Origin of the sequence: Pseudarthrobacter cellobiosi (genome assembly GCF_023913755.1) — a bacterium.
GTDB classification, from domain to species: Bacteria; Actinomycetota; Actinomycetes; order Actinomycetales; family Micrococcaceae; genus Arthrobacter; species Arthrobacter cellobiosi.
Genome location: NZ_JAMXBJ010000028.1, coordinates 1 through 18,296, shown reverse-complemented (window position 1 = coordinate 18,296; position 18,296 = coordinate 1). Strand labels below are relative to the sequence as shown.

Sequence of the window (18,296 nt, the reverse complement as noted above, 5' to 3'; positions counted from 1 at the left end):
GCTGCGGCCCTGGTCGTCACTGCGTGCAGGCAGCGTCTGCAAATTCTTTGCCGGGCATCAGTGCTTGTCGAGTTCCAAGGCTGTAACAATCGCTTCAAGCGAAGGCAGAGCCTGCTCCTGGGCCGAACAGCCCTGGTCGACGAGCCACGGCCATGCCGCACACACTTTGTTTCAAGACCTTTCATGTGTTCTTTGGTGAAGTGCTGTGGGAGGTGGCACGGGTCGAGCTGTTGCGTACTACGAGCGTCGGCGCGATCGGTGTGCGGTCCACGTCCCGCCCCTCCATGGCGCCGAGAAGCACCTCCGTGCTCATGAGTGCCAGTGCGGTAAAGTCCTGGCGCACAGTGGTCAGGGGAGGCAGGAAATAGTCCGACCCTTCGATATCGTCGAATCCGACGACACTTACATCGTCCGGGACACGGACGCCGTTTTCGGCGAAAGCGCGAATAAGCCCAAGGGCGGTATGGTCGCTGGCTGCGAAGATCGCCTGGGGGATCCTCCCCTCCCGGACGAGCTGAAGGCCGGTCTCGTAAGCCCATTTGGGGCTCCAGTCGCCCTCGATGCACAGTCCTGGTGCAAGTCCGGCATCCCGAAGCGCGGCCTCCCAGCCGCGCTTGCGTACGCGTCCGTCGAACCATTCCATAGATCCGGCGAAGTGGGCGATATCGGTGTGGCCTAGGTCTATGAGGTGCTGCGTGGCCAGCCTCGCTCCGAGCTCCTGGTTTTCTGAGTATGTGAAGACGTTTGGTGTTGATGATGCTCCGGCGGCGATCATCTCCACTGGTACACGGCATGACGCATTCCAGACAGCTGCTGCCATGTCGACGAGAGGTGCGATGACGATGATCCCCCCGACTCCGGTATCGTCCAGGGCGTCGAGGGCGGCTTGCACAGACTCTTCATAGGGTTTTTCGACACTGATGACGGTTGTGGCGTAGCCCTTCTTACGCGCAATGCTCTCAAGGGCCATGAGTGTCCCGACAGGGCCGAATCGTGGCGAGCCGTCCGAGAGTATGCCGATGGAAGTTGACCGGCTGGTGACCAGCGCGGTCGCGGCCCGGTTCCGCCGGTACCCGATGTCTTTAACGACCTGCAGTACTCGCTCGCGAGTTGAAGCGCTGACGTCCGGTGCGTTGTTGAGGACTCGCGAGACAGTCCCGAACGAGACGCCGGCGATTTGCGCCACATCGTTGATAGTCGGCTTCCGCCTCAAGGAAGCGTCCGGAAGCCGCTCACTCGCCTCGCGGGGGATCGCTGTTCCTCTCACTTGCTCTCCTGTCCTGCACCGGCCGGGCTGAGTCCGCGGTCGTTCCGTGCGTCCTTAATCTTACGTCGCCGCACGCTTTCCGAACCTCAAATCGACCAGTGGCGTGATGCTTGACACAAACAGCCGTAAACGTTTACGATTTTTCCGTAAGCGTTCACGGTAGGTTCGTAAACGTTGACGGAGACAGACTTCAACGAAGAGGGAGCGGGATGAGCAACACCATCGTCGATGCACTATTACTCGACCCCAGCGTTGGCCTTCGAAATATTGACCCGGCCCAGTGGGCCAATTTGGAAGTGCTCCTGACGGACACAACACGTGATGATCTCGCAGTCGCTGTCCGCACCTTCGTCTCCGCCGGCTCCTCGGCTGTCGTCGCCATCTTCGATGACAACGTCCTTTGGGCGAGCCTGGTGGTCTCTGTCGACCAATCAGGCGCGCCGACGTCACTGTCGACCATTGACGGCTCGGTCGCCGCGACAGCCGGCGGTGAAATGACGAAAGCGGCAGGTGAGGCGGTTCGGTGGGTGCAAGCCCATCACGGACTGTGTTCCTTGGGCCTCTTCGTCGACAAAGTGCATGCAGAGGCGTTCCTAAGGGCTTCAGACAAGGCCGCTGCTATCCGCACGGCCTCCGCCACTGGCGGACTCGTCCTGTCGCCGGTTCCTCCTGCCCTCGCCATAGCCCTGGCCTGATCCACCCCAAATATCCATCCACCCACAAGCACTGGAGAACAATGATGATCCGCAGGCTTCCCATTGTGGCCCTGGCCGCAGTCCTGTCACTTTCCGTCGCTTCCTGCAGCAGTTCGACAACGGGCACCTCAAACGCTCCTGATGCAGGGGTGTCCGAGAAGGCCCAGCAGGCCCTTGACAAGATCAAGGGACAGGTCCTGAGCAAGGGCCCCAACGGCGAGACGCCCTCGCCGGCATCCGTTGCAGATCTGACACCCGAAGAGATCGGGAAGGTCAAGGCACTCAACGCCAAGGCTGCAATCGTGATGCACTACGGCGGCAACGACTGGGCGACCGCCCAGACCAACGGGCTAAAGAGCGAATTCGAAAAGCTTGGCATCAAGGTCATCGCCACAACCGACGCGAACTTTAAACCGGACAAGCAGGTATCGGACATCGAGACCGTCATGACGCAGGACCCGGACATCATCGTCTCCATCCCCACGGACCCCGTGGCCACGGCCTCCGCCTACAAGAAAGCCGCGGCCGCCGGAACGAAGATCGTTTTTATGGACAACATCCCCCAGGGACTGACTGCCGGCAAGGACTACGTCTCGGTTGTCTCTGCCGACAACTATGGCAACGGTGTCGTCTCTGCCCACCAAATGGCCAAGGCCCTCGGTGGCAAGGGGAAGATCGGACTTGTCTTCCACCAGGCCGACTTCTTCGTGACCAAGCAGCGCTACCAGGGATTCAAGGAAACAATCACTAAGGAGTACCCCGACATCAAGATCGTCGAGGAGAAGGGCATCGCCGGGCCGGACTTCGCAGGAGACGCCCAGGCCGCTGCGAACGCCATGCTGAGCAAGTACGCCGACCTGTCAGGCATCTGGGCGGTGTGGGACGTCCCCGCAGAAGGTGTCATGGCTGCAGCCCGTGCCGCGGGCCGACAGGATTTGAAGATCGCCACTGAGGACCTCGGCAAGAACGTCGCCATCGCCCTGGCCAAAGATCAACTCGTCGTCGGCCTCGGGGCCCAGGTTCCGTTCGACCAGGGCGTTACCGAAGCCCGGCTGGCCGCAGGCGCACTGATCGGCAAGAAAGCACCGGCATATGTGGCGCTGAGTGCACTGCCGGTTGACCACTCCAACGTCCTGGAAGCCTGGAAGCAGGTCTACCACGAGGACGCTCCTAAGGACATTCAAGAGTCCTATAAAAAGTAGCCAGACCCGACGGTGCGGGGTACCCCACCCCCGCACCTTCCTGAAAGGGCAACAATGAACACTGCAGACAATGTGGTTGAGATGCGCTCGATCTCCAAGGGCTTCAACGGCGTTTCAGTGCTGAAGGATGTCAGCTTTGACGTCCGGAAGGGCGAGGTCCACGCCCTCGCAGGAGGCAATGGTGCCGGAAAGTCCACACTGATGAAGATCCTTCAAGGTGTCTACCAGGCGGACGCTGGCGAGATCCTCATTGGAGGCAAACCGGTCGCCATCAACTCGATTCAGGACGCGAAGGCCGCCGGCATCGGAATGGTCTTCCAGGAATTCAGCCTCGTACCGAGCCTGACCGTCGCTCAGAACATCTTCCTTGCCTCCGAGCCGCTCGGTGCGGGCGGGCTCATCGACGACCGCGCCTCGGAGCGGCGGGCCAAGGAAGTCTTCGCCGAGATGGAGGTGAACGTCGACCCTCGTGCTGAGGTTTCCCGGCTCGGCACGGCTTACTGGCAGCTGACCGAGATCGCCAAGGCACTCTCGCAGGACGCCCAGGTGCTGATCATGGATGAACCCACCGCCAGCCTGGCCCGGCACGAGTCCGAAGCGCTCTTCGAACTGATCGACCGCCTCAAACAGCGGGGCATCTCGATCATCTATATCTCTCACCGCATGGACGAGGTGTACCGTCTGGCCGACCGGATCACCATCCTCCGCGACGGCCGTCGACTCCTTACCGAGCCGCTGACCGATGTGACACCCGAACAGATTGTGGAAGGCATCGTCGGCAAGAAGATCGAGGGCCAACTTGCCTACCGTGAGCGGGACCATGTGGCCCACGAGGGAGCACCCCTGCTGGAGGTTCGCGGACTGAATGCCGGGCGGCGGGTAAGGGACGTCTCCTTCTCGCTCCGCCCCGGTGAGATTCTGGGCCTGGCCGGTCTGATGGGTAGCGGTCGTACCGAACTGGCCCGGGCACTCTTCGGCATCGACCGGCTGGATAGCGGTGAGATCCTGATCCGGGGGGAGAAAATCAATCTGACCTCGCCGCAGCAGGCCATCGACGCCGGTGTTGCCCTCATCCCCGAGGACCGACGGGCTCAAGGCCTAGTCCTGGACCACTCCGTCCGCGACAACCTGCTGCTGCCTTTGCTTGGCCAGATCAGGCGGGGACCGCTCCTGGACTCCGCCAAGGGCAAGGAACTGTCCTCGTCCCTCATCAAGAAGTTCGCGGTCAAGGTCGCCCACCCCCACCGACCCGTGCGCCTGCTTTCGGGCGGCAACCAGCAGAAAGTGGTCATCGCCAAGTGGCTGGGCACCGATCCAGACATCCTGATCCTGGACGAACCGACCGCCGGCGTCGATATCGGCACTAAGAGCGAAATCCTGGACATGATCCGTGAACTCGCCAGCGCCGGCAAAGCCGTCATCGTCATCTCCTCCGAGTACCCCGAACTACTCGCGGTCAGCGACCGCGTTCTCGTCCTCAAGGACGGCTCCGTCATCCGTGACATCCCCCGCAGCGACATCGCTGACGAGGAATATCTTCAACTTGCAGTCCAGGGAGTCTGAACAGTGAGCAACGCCAACAGCATCACCCCCCGTAACACCGCGGCACCCCGCAGCTTCGGCACCATGCTGAAAGAGCTCGACTGGCGGCGTTACGTCATTTACATCGGTTTCGTCGTCGTCTTCATTTTCTTCGCCATTCTGCTGCGCGACCAGGGCTTCCTGTCCCCACAGAACCTGCTCAATATCTTCCGGCAGACGGCCACGATCACCGTTATCGCAGTAGGCATGACTTACGTCATCTCCTGCGCAGAAATCGACCTGAGCGTCGGATCGGTGGCTGGCCTCTCCAGCGTCTGTACAGCCATGGCGTTGTCCCAATGGGGCCTGGTCCCCGGCATCCTCGCCGGCCTAGCCGTCGGACTCGTGGTCGGGTCGATCAACGGCGCACTGGTCAGTCTCCTTGGCATCCCTTCCTTCCTGGTGACGCTCGGCATGCTGGGTATCGCAGTCGGCGTCGCCCAGTGGATTACGGCCTCGGCCCCCCAGCCGATCCTGAATGACACCTTCAACATGCTGTTCGGATCCGGTGACTTCGGTCCCGTACCGGGCCTGGTCGTCTGGAGCGCCATCTTCGTTGCCATCGGCGCCGTCGTGCTGAACCGCACAAAGTTCGGCCGCCAGGTCCTCGCCACCGGCGGTAACCGCAACGCTGCTGAGTTCACCGGCATCAACACCAAACGCATCAAATTCCAGGTGCTCCTCATCTCGGGCATGGTCGCGAGCGTTGCCGGCATGCTGTACGCCGGCCGCCTCCAGTCCGGCCGCTTCCAATGGGGATCAGGCGATGAGCTCTCCGCCATTGCCGCCGTCATCCTCGGCGGGACAAGCCTCTTCGGCGGATTCGGCTCCATCATGGGAACTCTCTTCGGCGCCCTTCTGATTGGACTGATCAACAACGGACTGATCCTGGCCGGCCTGGACAGCAGCCAGCAGCAGGTGGTCCGCGGGGCCATCATCATCCTGGCCGTCGCCCTCGCCCGTAAGAAATAGCCTTGGCCAGCGCAATTGCCCGCGCCACCGGCACCCTAAACCCACCTGTCTCCTCTTGACCTATCTGAAAGGCCTCAGCATGAAACTCGGATACTCCACAATCACCTGGGGTGGCGTCGTAGGCCACCCGGTAGGGGTGACCAGCATTAAAGACCTCTTCTACATGACCCATGGGCCCATGGACAGGGCGGTCAAGGACATCGCAGCCGCCGGCTATGAGGGCGTGGAGATGTTCGACGGCAACCTCGCTGAATACGCCGACAAGCCCGAGCAACTCCGCAGCATCCTCGACGAGGCCGGCGTCTCCCTCGTCAGCGTCTACACCGGCGCGAACTTCATCTACACTGACATCCTGCCCGACGAGCTGCACCGCATCCAGCGCGCCGCCGAGCTCGCTGCGACCTTCGGGGCCGAGCGCCTCGTCGTCGGAGGTGGCGCCCGGCGCGCCACCGGCACCACGGACGAGGACTACCGTCGGCTGGGAGAGTCTCTCGACAGGGTCACCGACATCGCCGAGTCAGCCGGTCTCTCCGCAAGCTACCATCCCCACCTCACGACGATCGTCGAGAACCCCAACGAGCTGAACCGGCTGATGGCCCTGACCCGCATCGGCTTCTGCCCGGACACGGCCCATCTTGCCGCCGGGGGCGGCGACCCGGCCGCCCTCATCCGCAAATACCCGGACCGAATACGCCACGTCCACCTCAAGGACTTCCGGAAGGATCCCTTCGCCTTCCTGCCCCTCGGGCAGGGCGAACTCGACTTCCCGGACATCATCCAAGCCATCAGGGAGAGCGGCTATGACAGCTGGCTGATGGTCGAACTCGACGAGTACGACGGCGACCCCCGCGCTGCCGCCGAGATCAGCCGTCGGTACCTCGAAGAACTCCTCCCTTAACAACCCTCCCCCACACGCATTTCAGAAAAGGAACACGATCGTGAAGAACCTCAACGTTGGCCTTATCGGAGGCGGCTTCATGGGCAAGGCCCACTCCCTGGCCTACTCCGCCATGCCCATGTTCTTCTGGCCCGCCCCGGCCCTCCCCGTCCGCCACACCATCGCCGAAGCCAACGACACGCTCGCTGCCGAGGCCGCCCGCCGCTTCGGCTTCGAGAACTCCACCGCCGACTGGCGGCGGATCATCGACGACCCGGCCATCGATGTCGTCGACATCGCCACCCCCAACCACCTCCACGCCGAGATCGCCATCGCCGCCGCGCAGGCCGGCAAGCACATCATCTGCGAAAAGCCCCTCGCCCGCACCGGCGAGGAGTCCAAGGCCATGTACGACGCGGTCAAGGACGCCGGCATCGTACACATGGTCGCCTTCAACTACCGCCGCACCCCTGCCGTTGCCCTGGCCAAGAAATACATCGAGGAAGGCGCCATCGGCCGCGTCCTCAACTTCCGCGGCACATACCTCCAGGATTGGTCCGCGAACCCCAACTCCCCCCTGTCCTGGCGCTTCCAGAAGAACATCGCCGGCTCCGGGGCCCTTGGCGACATCGCCACCCATGTCGTCGACATGGCCCGCTACCTTGTAGGCGAGTTCTCCTCCGTGAACTCTGTCCTCTCCACCTGGATTCCCGAACGACCGTTGCAGACCGGAGGCGCCGACGCACTGGGGACCGTCCGGGGCGGCGAAGGACCCCGCGGGGAGGTCGACGTCGACGACGAGGTCATGACCATGGTCCGCTTCGCCAACGGCGCCGTCGGCTCGATCGAGGCCACCCGCAACGCCTACGGCCGCAACAACTTCATCACCTTTGAGATCCACGGCACCGAAGGCAGCATCGCCTTCAACTACGAACGCCGCGACGAACTCCAGGTCTGCTTCGCCTCCGACCAGAACGACCGGCGCGGATTCCGGACCGTCTACACCGGCCCGGCCCACCCATACGGGGATGGCCTCTGGCCCATCCCGGCCCTGGGCATCGGCTACGGCGAGACGAAAATCATCGAAGCACACGACTTCTTCAAAGCCATCGCCGAAGGCGGCAGCGTGAGCCCGAACTTCGCCGACGGTTATCAGACGGCGCTCATCGAGGACGCGATCGTGGCCTCTGCCGAGAAGGGCGCGTGGATCGACGTGCCAACGGTCGCCGATCTCGCCACAACCGCGAAGTAAGGATTGGGGGAAGGGGTGCGGGCCGACCGTCCCCCTCCCGTTACTCCTGGGAACCAGCCCCCTCCCCCATCCTGCGACGCCAACGGCCACCAAACTCTCATTCTGAAGCGGACTGGCAACGGGCCGATTCCCTTAGTCCTGTTGCCGTTAAGGCTGGCCTGTGCAAGCTCACCAAAGACGAAGCCCATCGCTATTCCCAGAAAGAACAGAAATCATGTCTTACCGGACCAATCCGAGCAAACCCTTGGGTGTGGCGGCGATCGGTTACGCGTTCATGGGCAAGGCCCACTCGAACGCCTGGCGGAACGTCGCCAGCTTCTTCGACGTCCCGGCCTTCCAGCAGAAAGTCCTCGTGGGCAGGGACGCCGGACAGGTGGCCGAAGCCGCTGAAAAGTATGGCTGGGCCGAGTCCGCGACGGACTGGCGCGCCGTGATCGCCAGAGACGACATCCACATCGTCGATATCTGCACGCCGGGCTGGATGCATGCCGAAATCGCCATTGCAGCGCTCGAAGCGGGCAAGCACGTCCTTGTCGAAAAACCCCTCGCCAACACAATCGCCGAGGCCGAGGCCATGACGACTGCCGCCGCAGCGGCCCGGGGCCGCGGGGTGCAGTCCATGGTCGGGTTCAACTACCGCCGTGTGCCCGCCCTGGCCATGGCCCGCGAACTGATCGCGGAGGGCCGGCTCGGCATCGTCCGGCACGTCCGGGCAGCGTATCTGCAGGACTGGCTCGCCGATGACAAGGCCCCCATGACCTGGCGGTTGCGGAAGGAAACAGCCGGCTCAGGCGCACTGGGGGACATCGCCTCCCATGCCATCGACCAGGTCCAGCACCTCACCGGTCAAGCTGTGACTGAGGTGACCGGCACGTTGAGGACGTTCGTCGCAGAGCGTCCCGGCCCCAACGGTCCGGAAGAAGTGACCGTCGACGATGCCGCATGGGCCACCCTTGGGATGACAGGTAACATCAGCGCCTCGGTGGAGGCCTCCCGCGTGGCCACAGGGCAGAAGAACAGTCTTCGGATAGAAGTCTATGGCTCACTCGGGTCACTGACATTCGACCTTGAAAACCTCAACGAACTAAACTTCCTCGACGCCACCACCCCGGTGCGGGAACAGGGGTTCCGGCGGATCCTAGTCAACGAGCCCGAACACCCCTACCTTGACGCGTGGTGGCCGCAGGGGCACATCATCGGCTGGGAGCACACCTTCACCCACCAGATCCGCGACTTCCTGGTGGCCATCGACGCCGGCGCCGCTCCGTCGCCATCGTTCGAAGAAGGGCTGCAGGTGCAACGCATACTTGCCGCCGTCGAGAAATCAGCCAACAACAAGAGCACGCTCACCGCCGTTGAACATAAGTCGTATGCCACCGCTGAAGAAGCCTGACATGCCACGCCCCTATCCGCGTTTACCGTCCAGTGGGCCGACCCGCCGTTAGAGGAAGTACCCCGGCTCGCCGCTGGGGCTATAACGGCCTGGAAATCGCCGTCTCCCGGGACCACCCGGACGCCGGACGCTGGGACGAACCCTGCTACGTCGAATCCAAGCTCGCCGTGCTCGGCTTACCTCCGCTGTCCAACGCTCCGCCCGGGAGGGCGGCTGGCAAGACGTTCCACCGAACGACCCGGAACCGACCGGGCACAAAACCCCTTTATTAACCCTTAAAGAAAGGCAGTAAGATGATCCGATCTCTCGATCGCATCAAGCGATCCCGCATCGTAGCGGGCTTGGGAGCCGCGCTCACCGTAACCCTCTTGGCAACCGCATGCACGGGCGGGTCATCAGCACCCAACACCGCGGCGGCCAAACCGGCAGAGCTGCGGATGCTCTACACCACCGATGAAGCCAACAGCGCCGCCGTCGCGTCGCTGGTGCCGCAGTTCAAGGAAAAGTTCGGCATCGATCTGAAGATCGACAACCAGCCGTACGACGCGTTGCAGCAGAAGGTCTTCTCCGAGTTCGCTTCCAGCAGCAGCTACTACGACATCGTCGTCGTCGACACCCCGTGGGCGCCGGCCCTGGTGCAGAACCTTGAACCCCTGAGCCAGTTCATGCAGAACGGGGCCCTGAACCCTGACAGCCCGCAGTCCAACGTGGGCGACTTCATCCCCAAGGTGTTCTACGACACGGCCGTTTACAACGCTGATTCCCCGATCAAACGCTACCCGGACCCCACGGCAAAGCCCGACGCATCCGCGATCAAGAACGCCGGATTCGACGTGTACGGGATGCCGATCCAGTCGAACGTGGCCGTCATGGCCTACCGCAGCGACCTGTTCAACGACCCGGTCCAGAAGGAGAACTTCAAGGCCAAGTACGGCAAGGACCTCACGGTCCCGAAGACCTGGGATGACTATGCCCAGGTGGCAGAGTTCTTCACCCAGCCTGACAAGAAGCTCTACGGCACCACGGTCATGGCGGGCGTCGGCGACTGGGCCACCGATGACTTCAAGACCCTGCTCGCCTCCCAGGGCGGAGACGGGTCACTGGCGGACCAGAACGGCAAGCCCACGTTCAACACACCCGAAGGAACTCAGGCACTGGACTACTACGCCAAGCTCGCGCAAAGCGGACACGTACCCCCGGGCAGCACATCAGCGGACTGGGGTACAACCGCCGAATCGTTCGGCAGCGGCCTGACAGCCATGACGATAAATTACCACGACCTGAAGCTCGGTGACAACGTCAAGGGCGGCACCATCGGCTACGCCCCGGTGCCCAGCGCGAAAGCCGCCGGCCCTCACTTCGGGACCTGGATGCTGAGCGTTAACAAGAATTCCAAGAACAAGGAATGGGCCTACCAGGGGATCAGCTGGCTGACCGCCGCCGAACAGCAAACGACGATGACCGCCGAAGCCCTGCACCCCAGCCGGACCTCCGTCTTTGCCGGCATCAAGAGCGATAACCCCCTCGCACCCTTCTACGACACCCTCGGAAAATCCCTCGCAGAAGGCGTTGGCCGTGCACGGTTGACCAACTACACCGAAGTCAGCCACGAGGTGGCCGTAGCAGTGAACAACGCAGCAACAGGCGCTTCCTCGCCAACGGACGCCCTCAAATCCGCGTCGGAGAAGGTCTCGGCCCTCCTCAAATCGGCCGGCTACTAACCCATCGGACCGCTCAAGGTCGCCCAAGGAGTATCGATAATGAAAGCAACCACCGCACCATCGGATGCGACCTTGACGGTTGACGCTTTCCGCCGCGCGGCCGGCCGTGCCACGGCCGGCCGTGCCACGGCCGGCCCGCACGGCAGGAAGCCGCTGACCTGGAAAAAACGTTCGACCCCGTGGATCTACATGGCCCCGGCTATGTTCGTCCTGCTGCTGATGACGGTGGCCCCGGCCATCTTTATCTTCTACTCGGCCTTCCGCAACGACAAGATCCTCGGTGGCGTGGGCAAATTCGTCGGACTGGACAACTTCATCACGGCGATCACCAACGCCTCTGTCCAGCACGCATTCCTGATCACATTCGGCTTCGTCGCGGTCGCGGTGATCCTGGAGATGATCCTGGGCTTCGCCCTGGCACTCCCGCTCGCGGCCCAGACCCGCGCCAACAAAGTCGGGGCCGCCCTCATGCTGCTGCCGTTCGCCGTCACCCCCGCGGTGGCGGCCATGGTGTTCAAGCAGCTGCTGAACCCCAACTACGGGTGGGTAGGCTACTACCTCGGCGTCTTCGGATTTCCCAAAGGCATCGACCTGCTCGGTGATCCGACATCGGCGTGGATCGTCCTGGTCATTCTCGACATGTGGCAGTGGACCCCGTTCGTCGCCCTGGTCCTGATGGCCGGGCTTCAGTCCCTGCCGGGGGAACCCCGGGAAGCAGCGATGGTCGACGGAGCCACCCCATGGCAGATGTTCCGGCACATCACCTTCCCGGCAATGGTGCCGTTCATTGCCATCGCGGCCGTGCTGCGGACCATCCAGGCCTTCAAGACCTTCGATTCCTTCAAGATCCTGACCGGCGGCGGTCCCGGTGAATCCACCGAAATCATCAACCTGGGCATATTCCGCGTCGGCCTTCAAAGCTTTAACGTCGGTCTCGCCTGCGCCTTGGGCGTGGTCTTCCTGATCATCCTCTCGCTCCTTATCCCCGTCATGCTGCGCATCATCGGCCGCCGGGCAGACCCCGAGGAAATGTAATGACAACGACATCATCAACCAGCCGCGGCGGTGCCGTGGCACGCGTCATCATTGGACGCACCTTTCTGTGGGCATGGCTCCTGGTCGGCCTTGTGCCGCTGCTGTTCATGTTCATCACGTCCATCAAACCGGCCGGGATCGCCAACCAGATCCCTCCGGCTTGGATCTTCCAGCCGACCCTGGATAACTACGCCTCCGTGCTCTCAGCCGGCGGCGGCAAATCCGAAAGCTTCGGTCAGCTGCTCACCAACAGTGCAATCGTCAGTCTCGGTGCCACCGCGCTGGCCATCGTCGTGGGGGTCCCGGCCGCGTATGCCCTGACCATGAGGGATTTCCGGGCCCGCAAGGGGCTCTCATCCTGGATCCTGTCGACCTACATGTTCCCGCCCATCGTCGCCGTCATCCCGGTCTTCGTCTTCGCCGGCAAGCTCGGGCTCATGGACACGTACCCGGCCCTGATCATCCCGTACGCTGCCTTCAACCTGCCCATCGTGGTGTGGATCCTGCGCAGCTCGATCCTGCAGCTGCCCTATGAGATCCAGGAAGCAGCCATGGTCGACGGCGCCTCAACATGGGAGGTCCTCCGCCGGATCATCTGGCCCCTGCTCGTGCCGTCCGTCGCCACGGCCGCCGTACTGACCATCGTCCTGTCCTGGAACGAATTCCTGTTCGCCCTGTCCCTGACCCGCAGCGGAGCCAAGACCGCTCCCGTGGGCCTGCAGCAGTTCACCGGTATGTACGGCACGGACTGGGGCAACATCACCTCCGCCGCGACCCTGATCGTCGCGCCCATCCTGGTGCTCATGGTCGTGCTGCGCCGACAGATGGTCGCCGGCCTCACCTTCGGTGCAGTCAAGTAAATGAGTATTGGAGAAGAAAAAATGAAAGCAGTCATCCTCCCCGGTGACAAAAGAGTCACCGTCGTGGAACGGGACGTCCCGGAGCCGGGACCGCATGAGGTGCTGGTGCGGACCCGCGCATCCGCGATCTGCCGCAGCGACATGAGCATCTACTACGGCACCCCGATCGTCGGCAACGAAGGTGCCGGCCACGGCTCGGTGATACCCGGGCACGAGGCAGCCGGCGAAGTCGTCAAGGTCGGAAACGCCGTGACCCACGTCAAAGAAGGCGACCGCGTCGCCGGCTACCTCGCCGTGGGCTGCGGCTTCTGCGAGTACTGCCTCAGCGGCTACATGATGCTGTGCAACCAGTGGAAATGCTTCGGTTTCGACGTCCACGGCGGTGACGCCGACTACTTCGTGCTGCCCGAGCGCAACTGTCTTCAGCTCCCTGACGAACTCAGCTTCCGCGCCGGTGCGGTGATGACAGACATGGTCGGCAGCCAGTACCACGTGCAGAAGCAGCTCGGCGTGGCGGGCGGAAAAACCGTCGCCGTCTTCGGCATGGGACCAATGGGATCCGCCGCGGTACTCATCGGCAAGGCCTTCGGCGCCCGCGTCATCGCCGTCGACGTCATCGACCACCGGCTCGAACAGGCCAGCTCGCTCGGCGCGGACGCCGTCATCAACAGCACGACAGCCGACGCCGTCCAGCAGATCCGGGACCTCACCCAGGGCCGCGGAGCGGACGTCTGCATCGATTGTTCCGGCAACCCCGCCGGGCAGAACTCTGCCCTGGATGCAGCCGCCAAGCTAGGCGCCGTCGCCTTTGTCGGTGAGTCGCGGGCCACGCAGATCAACCCCAGCGACCAGATACTCAGAAAACTGCTCACCGTCGTTGGAGGCTGGTACTTCCCTATCAGCGACTGGGAAGAAATCGTCCGCCTCGTCATCGACCAGAAAATTCCCGTCGAAAAGCTCATCAGCCACGACTTTTCCATCGATCAGGCCGAGGAAGCCTTCCGCGCCTTCGACCAGCGCGAAACCGAAAAAGCCGTCTTCGTCTGGTAAACCCCGTCAGACCCTCCCAAGGAGAGAATCCATGTTCAGATATGCCGCCGAGCTCGTCCCCTACCACGACCACGGCTTCGAAGACTCGATCCGCGACCTTGCCGACATCGGCTTCAAGGAAGTCAACCTCTGGTCCTCCGCCGCGCCGCTTGCCCACCACGTCAACCCGGTAGATGATCCCGGCAAAATCCTTGGAGTGCTGGACAAATACGGGGTCAAGCCCTGCGGCCTCACCGTCTACGGAAAGACCCAGGACGAAATCCTTGAACGCGTCGATTTCGCCGCAGACCTCGGAATCGACACCCTCATCTTCGACTGCGAAGCCAACTACCCCGACTTCGTCTCCACCTTCCTGCCACCCATCGTCGAAGCAGGAGCGCGCCGCGGAGTCCGGATCGCGGTCGAAAACCATCTCACCGTCCCTTTCGCCGCCGATTTCGAATCCGGTGCCAACGAAGACCGGCGCTGGGACGAAGGCGTTGACACCCTCGCACAGATGAAACGGCTCATCCGCGACATCGACGACCCCTACCTCGGCGTCTGCATCGCTCCCCCGCACCTATGGGTGATGCAGGACACCATCAGCGAAGCGATCACGTTCCTCGCCGAACGCAAGCGGCTCTTCTACTACTACATCTGGGACATCGACCGCGCCTACCGCCACGGCACAGACGGCCTGAACTTCGGTCCCGCCGACCAGCAACTCCCCCGCCCCGACGGAACACTTGACCATTCCGTAATGCTGGGAACGCTGCGCAGGGTCGGGTACGAAGGCGTCGCCAGCCTCAAATGCCACGGAACGCAGGGATGGAGCTTCGAAAAAATCGGTGAACACCTTCGCGCGTCCGACGCCTATGTCAGGGACTGCATGAAAAAAGCCCAAGCCCTCTGAGCACCCCGGGATCCCCCACACGGTCCGGGGTCTGCAGCGGCAATGCCCGGTACCGTCCCGGCCGTACCCCGACCTGCAGTCCCGGACCTCAAGAAGGGATCCGAAAGGCAGCAAGCGCTGCCAAGTCGAACTGACAACCGTTGAGTCGGACAGGCCGCCCGAAACCGGCGGCCCGTCCCAAGCCGGACAATCCGGTAAAGCGAAGGAGAAAAAGAATGCCCCGCCCCTATACCCTGTTCACCGGCCAGTGGGCCGACCTCCCCTTCGAGGAAGTCGCCCGCCTGGCCTCCGGCTGGGGCTATGACGGCCTCGAAATCGCCGTCTCCGGGGACCACCTGGACGCCTGGCGCTGTGACGAACCCGGCTACGTCGAATCCAAGCTCGCCGTCCTGGACAAATACAACCTCAAAGTCTGGGCCATCTCCAACCACCTCAAGGGCCAGGCCGTGTGTGATGACCCCATCGACTTCCGCCACGAAGCGATCGTGGGCGCGAAAGTCTGGGGCGACGGAGATCCCGAGGGCGTCCGCACCCGCGCCGCCGAGGAGATGAAACACACCGCCCGGCTCGCCAAGGCACTCGGCGTGGACACCGTCGTCGGATTCACAGGCTCCTCGATCTGGCAGTACGTGGCCATGTTCCCGCCCGTCCCCGCCGCCGTGATCGAGGCCGGCTACCAGGACTTCGCCGACCGCTGGAACCCCATCCTGGACGTCTTCGACGAATGCGGCGTCCGGNGCCTGAACTGGGACCCCTCCCACTTCATGTGGCAGGGCATCGACCCCGTCTCGTTCATCTGGGACTTCAAGGACCGGATCTACCACGTCGACTGCAAGGACACGAAGCTCCGCCCCACCGGCCGGAACACCGTCATGGGCTCCCACCTGCCGTGGGGCGACCCTCGCCGGGGCTGGGACTTCGTCTCCGCTGGCCGCGGCGACGTGCCCTGGGAATCGTCCTTCCGCGCCCTGACCGCCATCGGCTACAACGGCCCCATCTCCGTCGAATGGGAAGACGCCGGCATGGACCGGCTCCACGGCGCACCGGAAGCCCTCGCCGCGCTGAAGAAGTTCGACTTCCCGGCATCGAACACCTCCTTCGACGCCGCCTTCAAGCAGTAGCTCACCGGGCCGGCACGCGCTGTGACCAATACGGCGGGGCGAAGGCGACAGCAGAAACCAGAAAGGACTCCACAGATGGATCCAGAAGAAGCACCGCTGCGCATCGGCATCCTGGGAGCGTCCCGCGTCAGTCCGACATCCATCATTGAACCTGCCAGGCTGACAGGTGCGCGGCTGGTGGCCGTCGCAGCCCGCGACCGGGACCGGGCAAAGGACTTTGCCGACCAGCACGGCGTCGAACGGGTGCTCGGATCCTACGAAGAGCTTGTCAATGACCCGGAGGTCGAAGCGGTCTACAACCCGCTGGCCAATTCGCTGCACGCACGATGGAACCTGGCGGCCATCGCCGCGGGAAAACATGTCCTGTCAGAGAAACCGTTCGCCTCAAACGCAGCAGAAGCCAGAGAAGTGCGGGACGCGGGCAAGCGCGCGGCCGTCAGGGTCGTCGACGGCTTCCACTATCTTTACCACCCTGTCACGAAGAGACTCCACGAACTGGTCGCCTCCGGGGAACTCGGCGAACTCCAGCGTGTCGAAACCATGGTGATGATTCCTCCCCCGCCACCCGAAGACCCACGGTGGTCGCTGCCACTTGCGGGCGGTGCACTCATGGACCTGGGCTGCTACAGCCTCCATGCCATCCGGGCCATGGCCCCCCTGGCAGGGGGGAATCCCACCCTCATCAACGCCCGGGGAGCCGAACGAACCGGCTTGCCCGGAGTGGACGAATGGGTTGACGCTGACCTGGTCTATCCCTCCGGAATCACCGCAACGGCACGATGCAATATGAACGGGACCCGAGCCGAAATGACCTACCGCGCCATCGGCAGCAAGGGACAAGCCACCGTGACAAATTTCATCCTCCCTCATACCGATGACAGCCTCGAGGTGAAAACGACTGACGGCCGACGGATCGAGCACCTGGGCACAAGATCCTCATACACCTATCAGCTGGACGCTTTCACCGCACTGATCCGGCACGGAGTCCCCATGCCCACAGACAGCGACGACGCCGTCCAAACCATGGAACTAATCGACCAATGCTACAAAGCCATCGGACAGGAACCCCGCGCCGGCACCCGAAACGAGGCAGACACCCACGAACGCTAAGGGGAATCCTTATCGGTCCGCAACGATCACGCAATTGACGTCGTAAGCGGGAGCCCGGAATGACGAGCGCTTACGTCGTCATTAATCGGGATCGAACGGCTCGTCGGTGCCGCTCACCTCGGGTACCCACGCCGAACGCGGCTGCGCGTTCGTACATGGCGGGCGCAAGGATGAAAAGATGCCGATCCTGGACGCGCTCCTCCAGCACTTCCGGAACCGCGGTTTATGATACGCGCGGCGCCCGTGCGCCAACCAGTCGTGATGGCAAGCCGCCAATGCTGGAGGAAGTCTCCCTCGCCCCAGGGCTCGCCGGTACGCGTGATTAGGTAAACTGACACTGTCGCTGAAGGCGACCCAGTCCAACCAGATCAACACCGAATTCGTCTACCGCGGCGGCACCATTGAGCCGACAAACCGCATCACCCTGCCGGCCTCGACGAAAGAAGGCCGCACACCGGCCGCCGTTGATGACCGCGTGAAAAACAATCCACAGGATGATCGCAGGCGAGGCCAGGACGCTCTGGGACGGCATGCTCGACGCGAGCAGATCCTGACCACGTCACGGAGGTCCACGGGAAGGCGACTGCAAAGTAGAGAAGTTTTTCACAGCCCGGACCGGTCATGTCGCCCGCTCGGTGAACGACAATGAAGAAGTAACTAAGACCCGAGCCACCGAGTTTTCAGTGGAAGGAGCCGCCGGCCACAGCACCGGCCAACAAAAAAGGCCCCCCGACGGGGCCCACAAGTGAACAAATTTGTGCACACTCAGAGGTCACAAGCCTCTGAACATGGAAAACACGTGCCCGAGGTGGGACTCGAACCGGACTCCAACCACCGCAAACACTGGGAACCCGCGGAAACATGCGGAATCCGGCCCGATCCGACCTATGTACGACCCAGTCCGAGGCCCAGGGTGTGCACAATGTGCACACCCCCTTTTTTGCCTTGCGGCAGGAAATCCCAGCGCGCCGGAAGTGGGCAGCGGCATACGATACTGGCGCCGAAGCAACACGACACGAGTCACCAGTCCGGATTCGGCTGGGTGGCATTGCCACCCGCGCCCTCGCCGGCGGCCACACGGTTCAGATTCTCGGACAAGACGCGACCAAAGCGCGGGAGCTTGCCACCGAGCTTGGCACCGGCGTCACCTTCGGCACGACGGACGATGCCCCCCGTTACCTTTTTAGTAGCCCCTTAACGAGTAAGAATTGGGGTTGTTGGCCTGTCGGTCTCGGCATGATTAAGTCCCCCAGTCATCAATGATCCGG

The 18,296-nt window shown here is 62.9% G+C and carries 15 protein-coding genes and 1 pseudogene; 15 read left to right on the top strand and 1 reads right to left on the bottom strand.

The genetic code is table 11. The features are described 5' to 3' along the window. Window positions 1-181: 181 nt before the first annotated feature. Window positions 182-1,267, bottom strand: coding sequence for a LacI family DNA-binding transcriptional regulator (locus NG696_RS02590; protein WP_252573864.1), 1,086 nt, complete (start codon window positions 1,265-1,267; stop codon window positions 182-184). Between the two features lie 209 nt (window positions 1,268-1,476). Between NG696_RS02590 and NG696_RS02585 the strand changes: the two genes are divergently transcribed. The 15 genes and pseudogenes from NG696_RS02585 to NG696_RS02520 all read left to right on the top strand — a co-directional run bounded on the left by NG696_RS02585 (window position 1,477) and on the right by NG696_RS02520 (window position 17,028). Beyond that, the gene (locus NG696_RS02585) at window positions 1,477-1,962 is read left to right on the top strand and encodes a hypothetical protein (protein WP_252573862.1); all 486 of its coding nucleotides are present in this window, start codon (window positions 1,477-1,479) and stop codon (window positions 1,960-1,962) included. Window positions 1,963-2,006: 44 nt separating this feature from the next. Continuing rightward, on the top strand, window positions 2,007-3,164 hold the full coding sequence (locus NG696_RS02580; RefSeq protein ID WP_252573860.1) for a substrate-binding domain-containing protein: 1,158 nt from the start codon (window positions 2,007-2,009) through the stop codon (window positions 3,162-3,164). A 54-nt stretch (window positions 3,165-3,218) separates the two neighbouring features. Beyond that, window positions 3,219-4,727 (top strand): sugar ABC transporter ATP-binding protein, encoded by a 1,509-nt coding sequence (locus NG696_RS02575; RefSeq protein ID WP_252573858.1) that lies wholly within the window; start codon window positions 3,219-3,221, stop codon window positions 4,725-4,727. A 3-nt stretch (window positions 4,728-4,730) separates the two neighbouring features. Continuing rightward, window positions 4,731-5,717 carry an ABC transporter permease gene (locus NG696_RS02570; protein WP_252573856.1) on the top strand — a complete coding sequence of 329 codons (987 nt, stop codon included), beginning with the start codon at window positions 4,731-4,733 and terminating at the stop codon, window positions 5,715-5,717. A gap of 79 nt (window positions 5,718-5,796) precedes the next feature. Then, window positions 5,797-6,615, top strand: a complete 819-nt coding sequence (locus NG696_RS02565; RefSeq protein WP_252573854.1) for a sugar phosphate isomerase/epimerase family protein — start codon at window positions 5,797-5,799, stop codon at window positions 6,613-6,615. 40 nt (window positions 6,616-6,655) lie between these two features. Beyond that, a complete protein-coding gene (locus NG696_RS02560) occupies window positions 6,656-7,846 on the top strand; it encodes a levoglucosan dehydrogenase (protein WP_252573852.1) in 1,191 nt (396 codons plus the stop codon). A gap of 214 nt (window positions 7,847-8,060) precedes the next feature. After that, on the top strand, window positions 8,061-9,239 hold the full coding sequence (locus tag NG696_RS02555) for a Gfo/Idh/MocA family protein (protein WP_252573850.1): 1,179 nt from the start codon (window positions 8,061-8,063) through the stop codon (window positions 9,237-9,239). A 1-nt stretch (window position 9,240) separates the two neighbouring features. Continuing rightward, window positions 9,241-9,412, top strand: a pseudogene (locus NG696_RS20900) (sugar phosphate isomerase/epimerase); the annotation flags it as partial. 120 nt (window positions 9,413-9,532) lie between these two features. Then, entirely contained in the window at window positions 9,533-10,960 is a 1,428-nt protein-coding gene (locus NG696_RS02550; protein WP_252573848.1) for an ABC transporter substrate-binding protein, read from the top strand. A 39-nt stretch (window positions 10,961-10,999) separates the two neighbouring features. Continuing rightward, window positions 11,000-11,995: a carbohydrate ABC transporter permease gene (locus tag NG696_RS02545; protein ID WP_252573846.1), complete on the top strand. Its 996-nt coding sequence runs from the start codon at window positions 11,000-11,002 to the stop codon at window positions 11,993-11,995. Further along, window positions 11,995-12,855, top strand: coding sequence for a carbohydrate ABC transporter permease (locus tag NG696_RS02540; protein WP_252573844.1), 861 nt, complete (start codon window positions 11,995-11,997; stop codon window positions 12,853-12,855). Before NG696_RS02545 ends, NG696_RS02540 begins: the two co-directional genes overlap by 1 nt. A 21-nt stretch (window positions 12,856-12,876) precedes the next feature. Then, a complete protein-coding gene (locus tag NG696_RS02535) occupies window positions 12,877-13,905 on the top strand; it encodes a zinc-binding dehydrogenase (RefSeq protein WP_252573842.1) in 1,029 nt (342 codons plus the stop codon). Window positions 13,906-13,936: 31 nt separating this feature from the next. Continuing rightward, entirely contained in the window at window positions 13,937-14,797 is an 861-nt protein-coding gene (locus tag NG696_RS02530) for a sugar phosphate isomerase/epimerase family protein (RefSeq protein ID WP_252573840.1), read from the top strand. 215 nt (window positions 14,798-15,012) lie between these two features. Then, window positions 15,013-15,918, top strand: a complete 906-nt coding sequence (locus tag NG696_RS02525; RefSeq protein ID WP_252573838.1) for a sugar phosphate isomerase/epimerase family protein — start codon at window positions 15,013-15,015, stop codon at window positions 15,916-15,918. Between the two features lie 75 nt (window positions 15,919-15,993). Then, window positions 15,994-17,028, top strand: coding sequence for a Gfo/Idh/MocA family protein (locus NG696_RS02520; protein ID WP_252573837.1), 1,035 nt, complete (start codon window positions 15,994-15,996; stop codon window positions 17,026-17,028). Window positions 17,029-18,296 lie beyond the last annotated feature (1,268 nt).

What these genes read in the sequence shown, in the direction of transcription:
- NG696_RS02580 (WP_252573860.1), top strand. Translation starts at nt 2,007, where the DNA reads ATGATCCGCAGGCTTCCCATTGTGGCCCTGGCCGCAGTCCTGTCACTT.
- NG696_RS02530 (WP_252573840.1), top strand. Translation starts at nt 13,937, where the DNA reads ATGTTCAGATATGCCGCCGAGCTCGTCCCCTACCACGACCACGGCTTC.
- NG696_RS02550 (WP_252573848.1), top strand. Translation starts at nt 9,533, where the DNA reads ATGATCCGATCTCTCGATCGCATCAAGCGATCCCGCATCGTAGCGGGC.
- NG696_RS02575 (WP_252573858.1), top strand. Translation starts at nt 3,219, where the DNA reads ATGAACACTGCAGACAATGTGGTTGAGATGCGCTCGATCTCCAAGGGC.
- NG696_RS02520 (WP_252573837.1), top strand. Translation starts at nt 15,994, where the DNA reads ATGGATCCAGAAGAAGCACCGCTGCGCATCGGCATCCTGGGAGCGTCC.
- NG696_RS02585 (WP_252573862.1), top strand. Translation starts at nt 1,477, where the DNA reads ATGAGCAACACCATCGTCGATGCACTATTACTCGACCCCAGCGTTGGC.
- NG696_RS02535 (WP_252573842.1), top strand. Translation starts at nt 12,877, where the DNA reads ATGAAAGCAGTCATCCTCCCCGGTGACAAAAGAGTCACCGTCGTGGAA.
- NG696_RS02545 (WP_252573846.1), top strand. Translation starts at nt 11,000, where the DNA reads ATGAAAGCAACCACCGCACCATCGGATGCGACCTTGACGGTTGACGCT.
- NG696_RS02565 (WP_252573854.1), top strand. Translation starts at nt 5,797, where the DNA reads ATGAAACTCGGATACTCCACAATCACCTGGGGTGGCGTCGTAGGCCAC.
- NG696_RS02555 (WP_252573850.1), top strand. Translation starts at nt 8,061, where the DNA reads ATGTCTTACCGGACCAATCCGAGCAAACCCTTGGGTGTGGCGGCGATC.
- NG696_RS02540 (WP_252573844.1), top strand. Translation starts at nt 11,995, where the DNA reads ATGACAACGACATCATCAACCAGCCGCGGCGGTGCCGTGGCACGCGTC.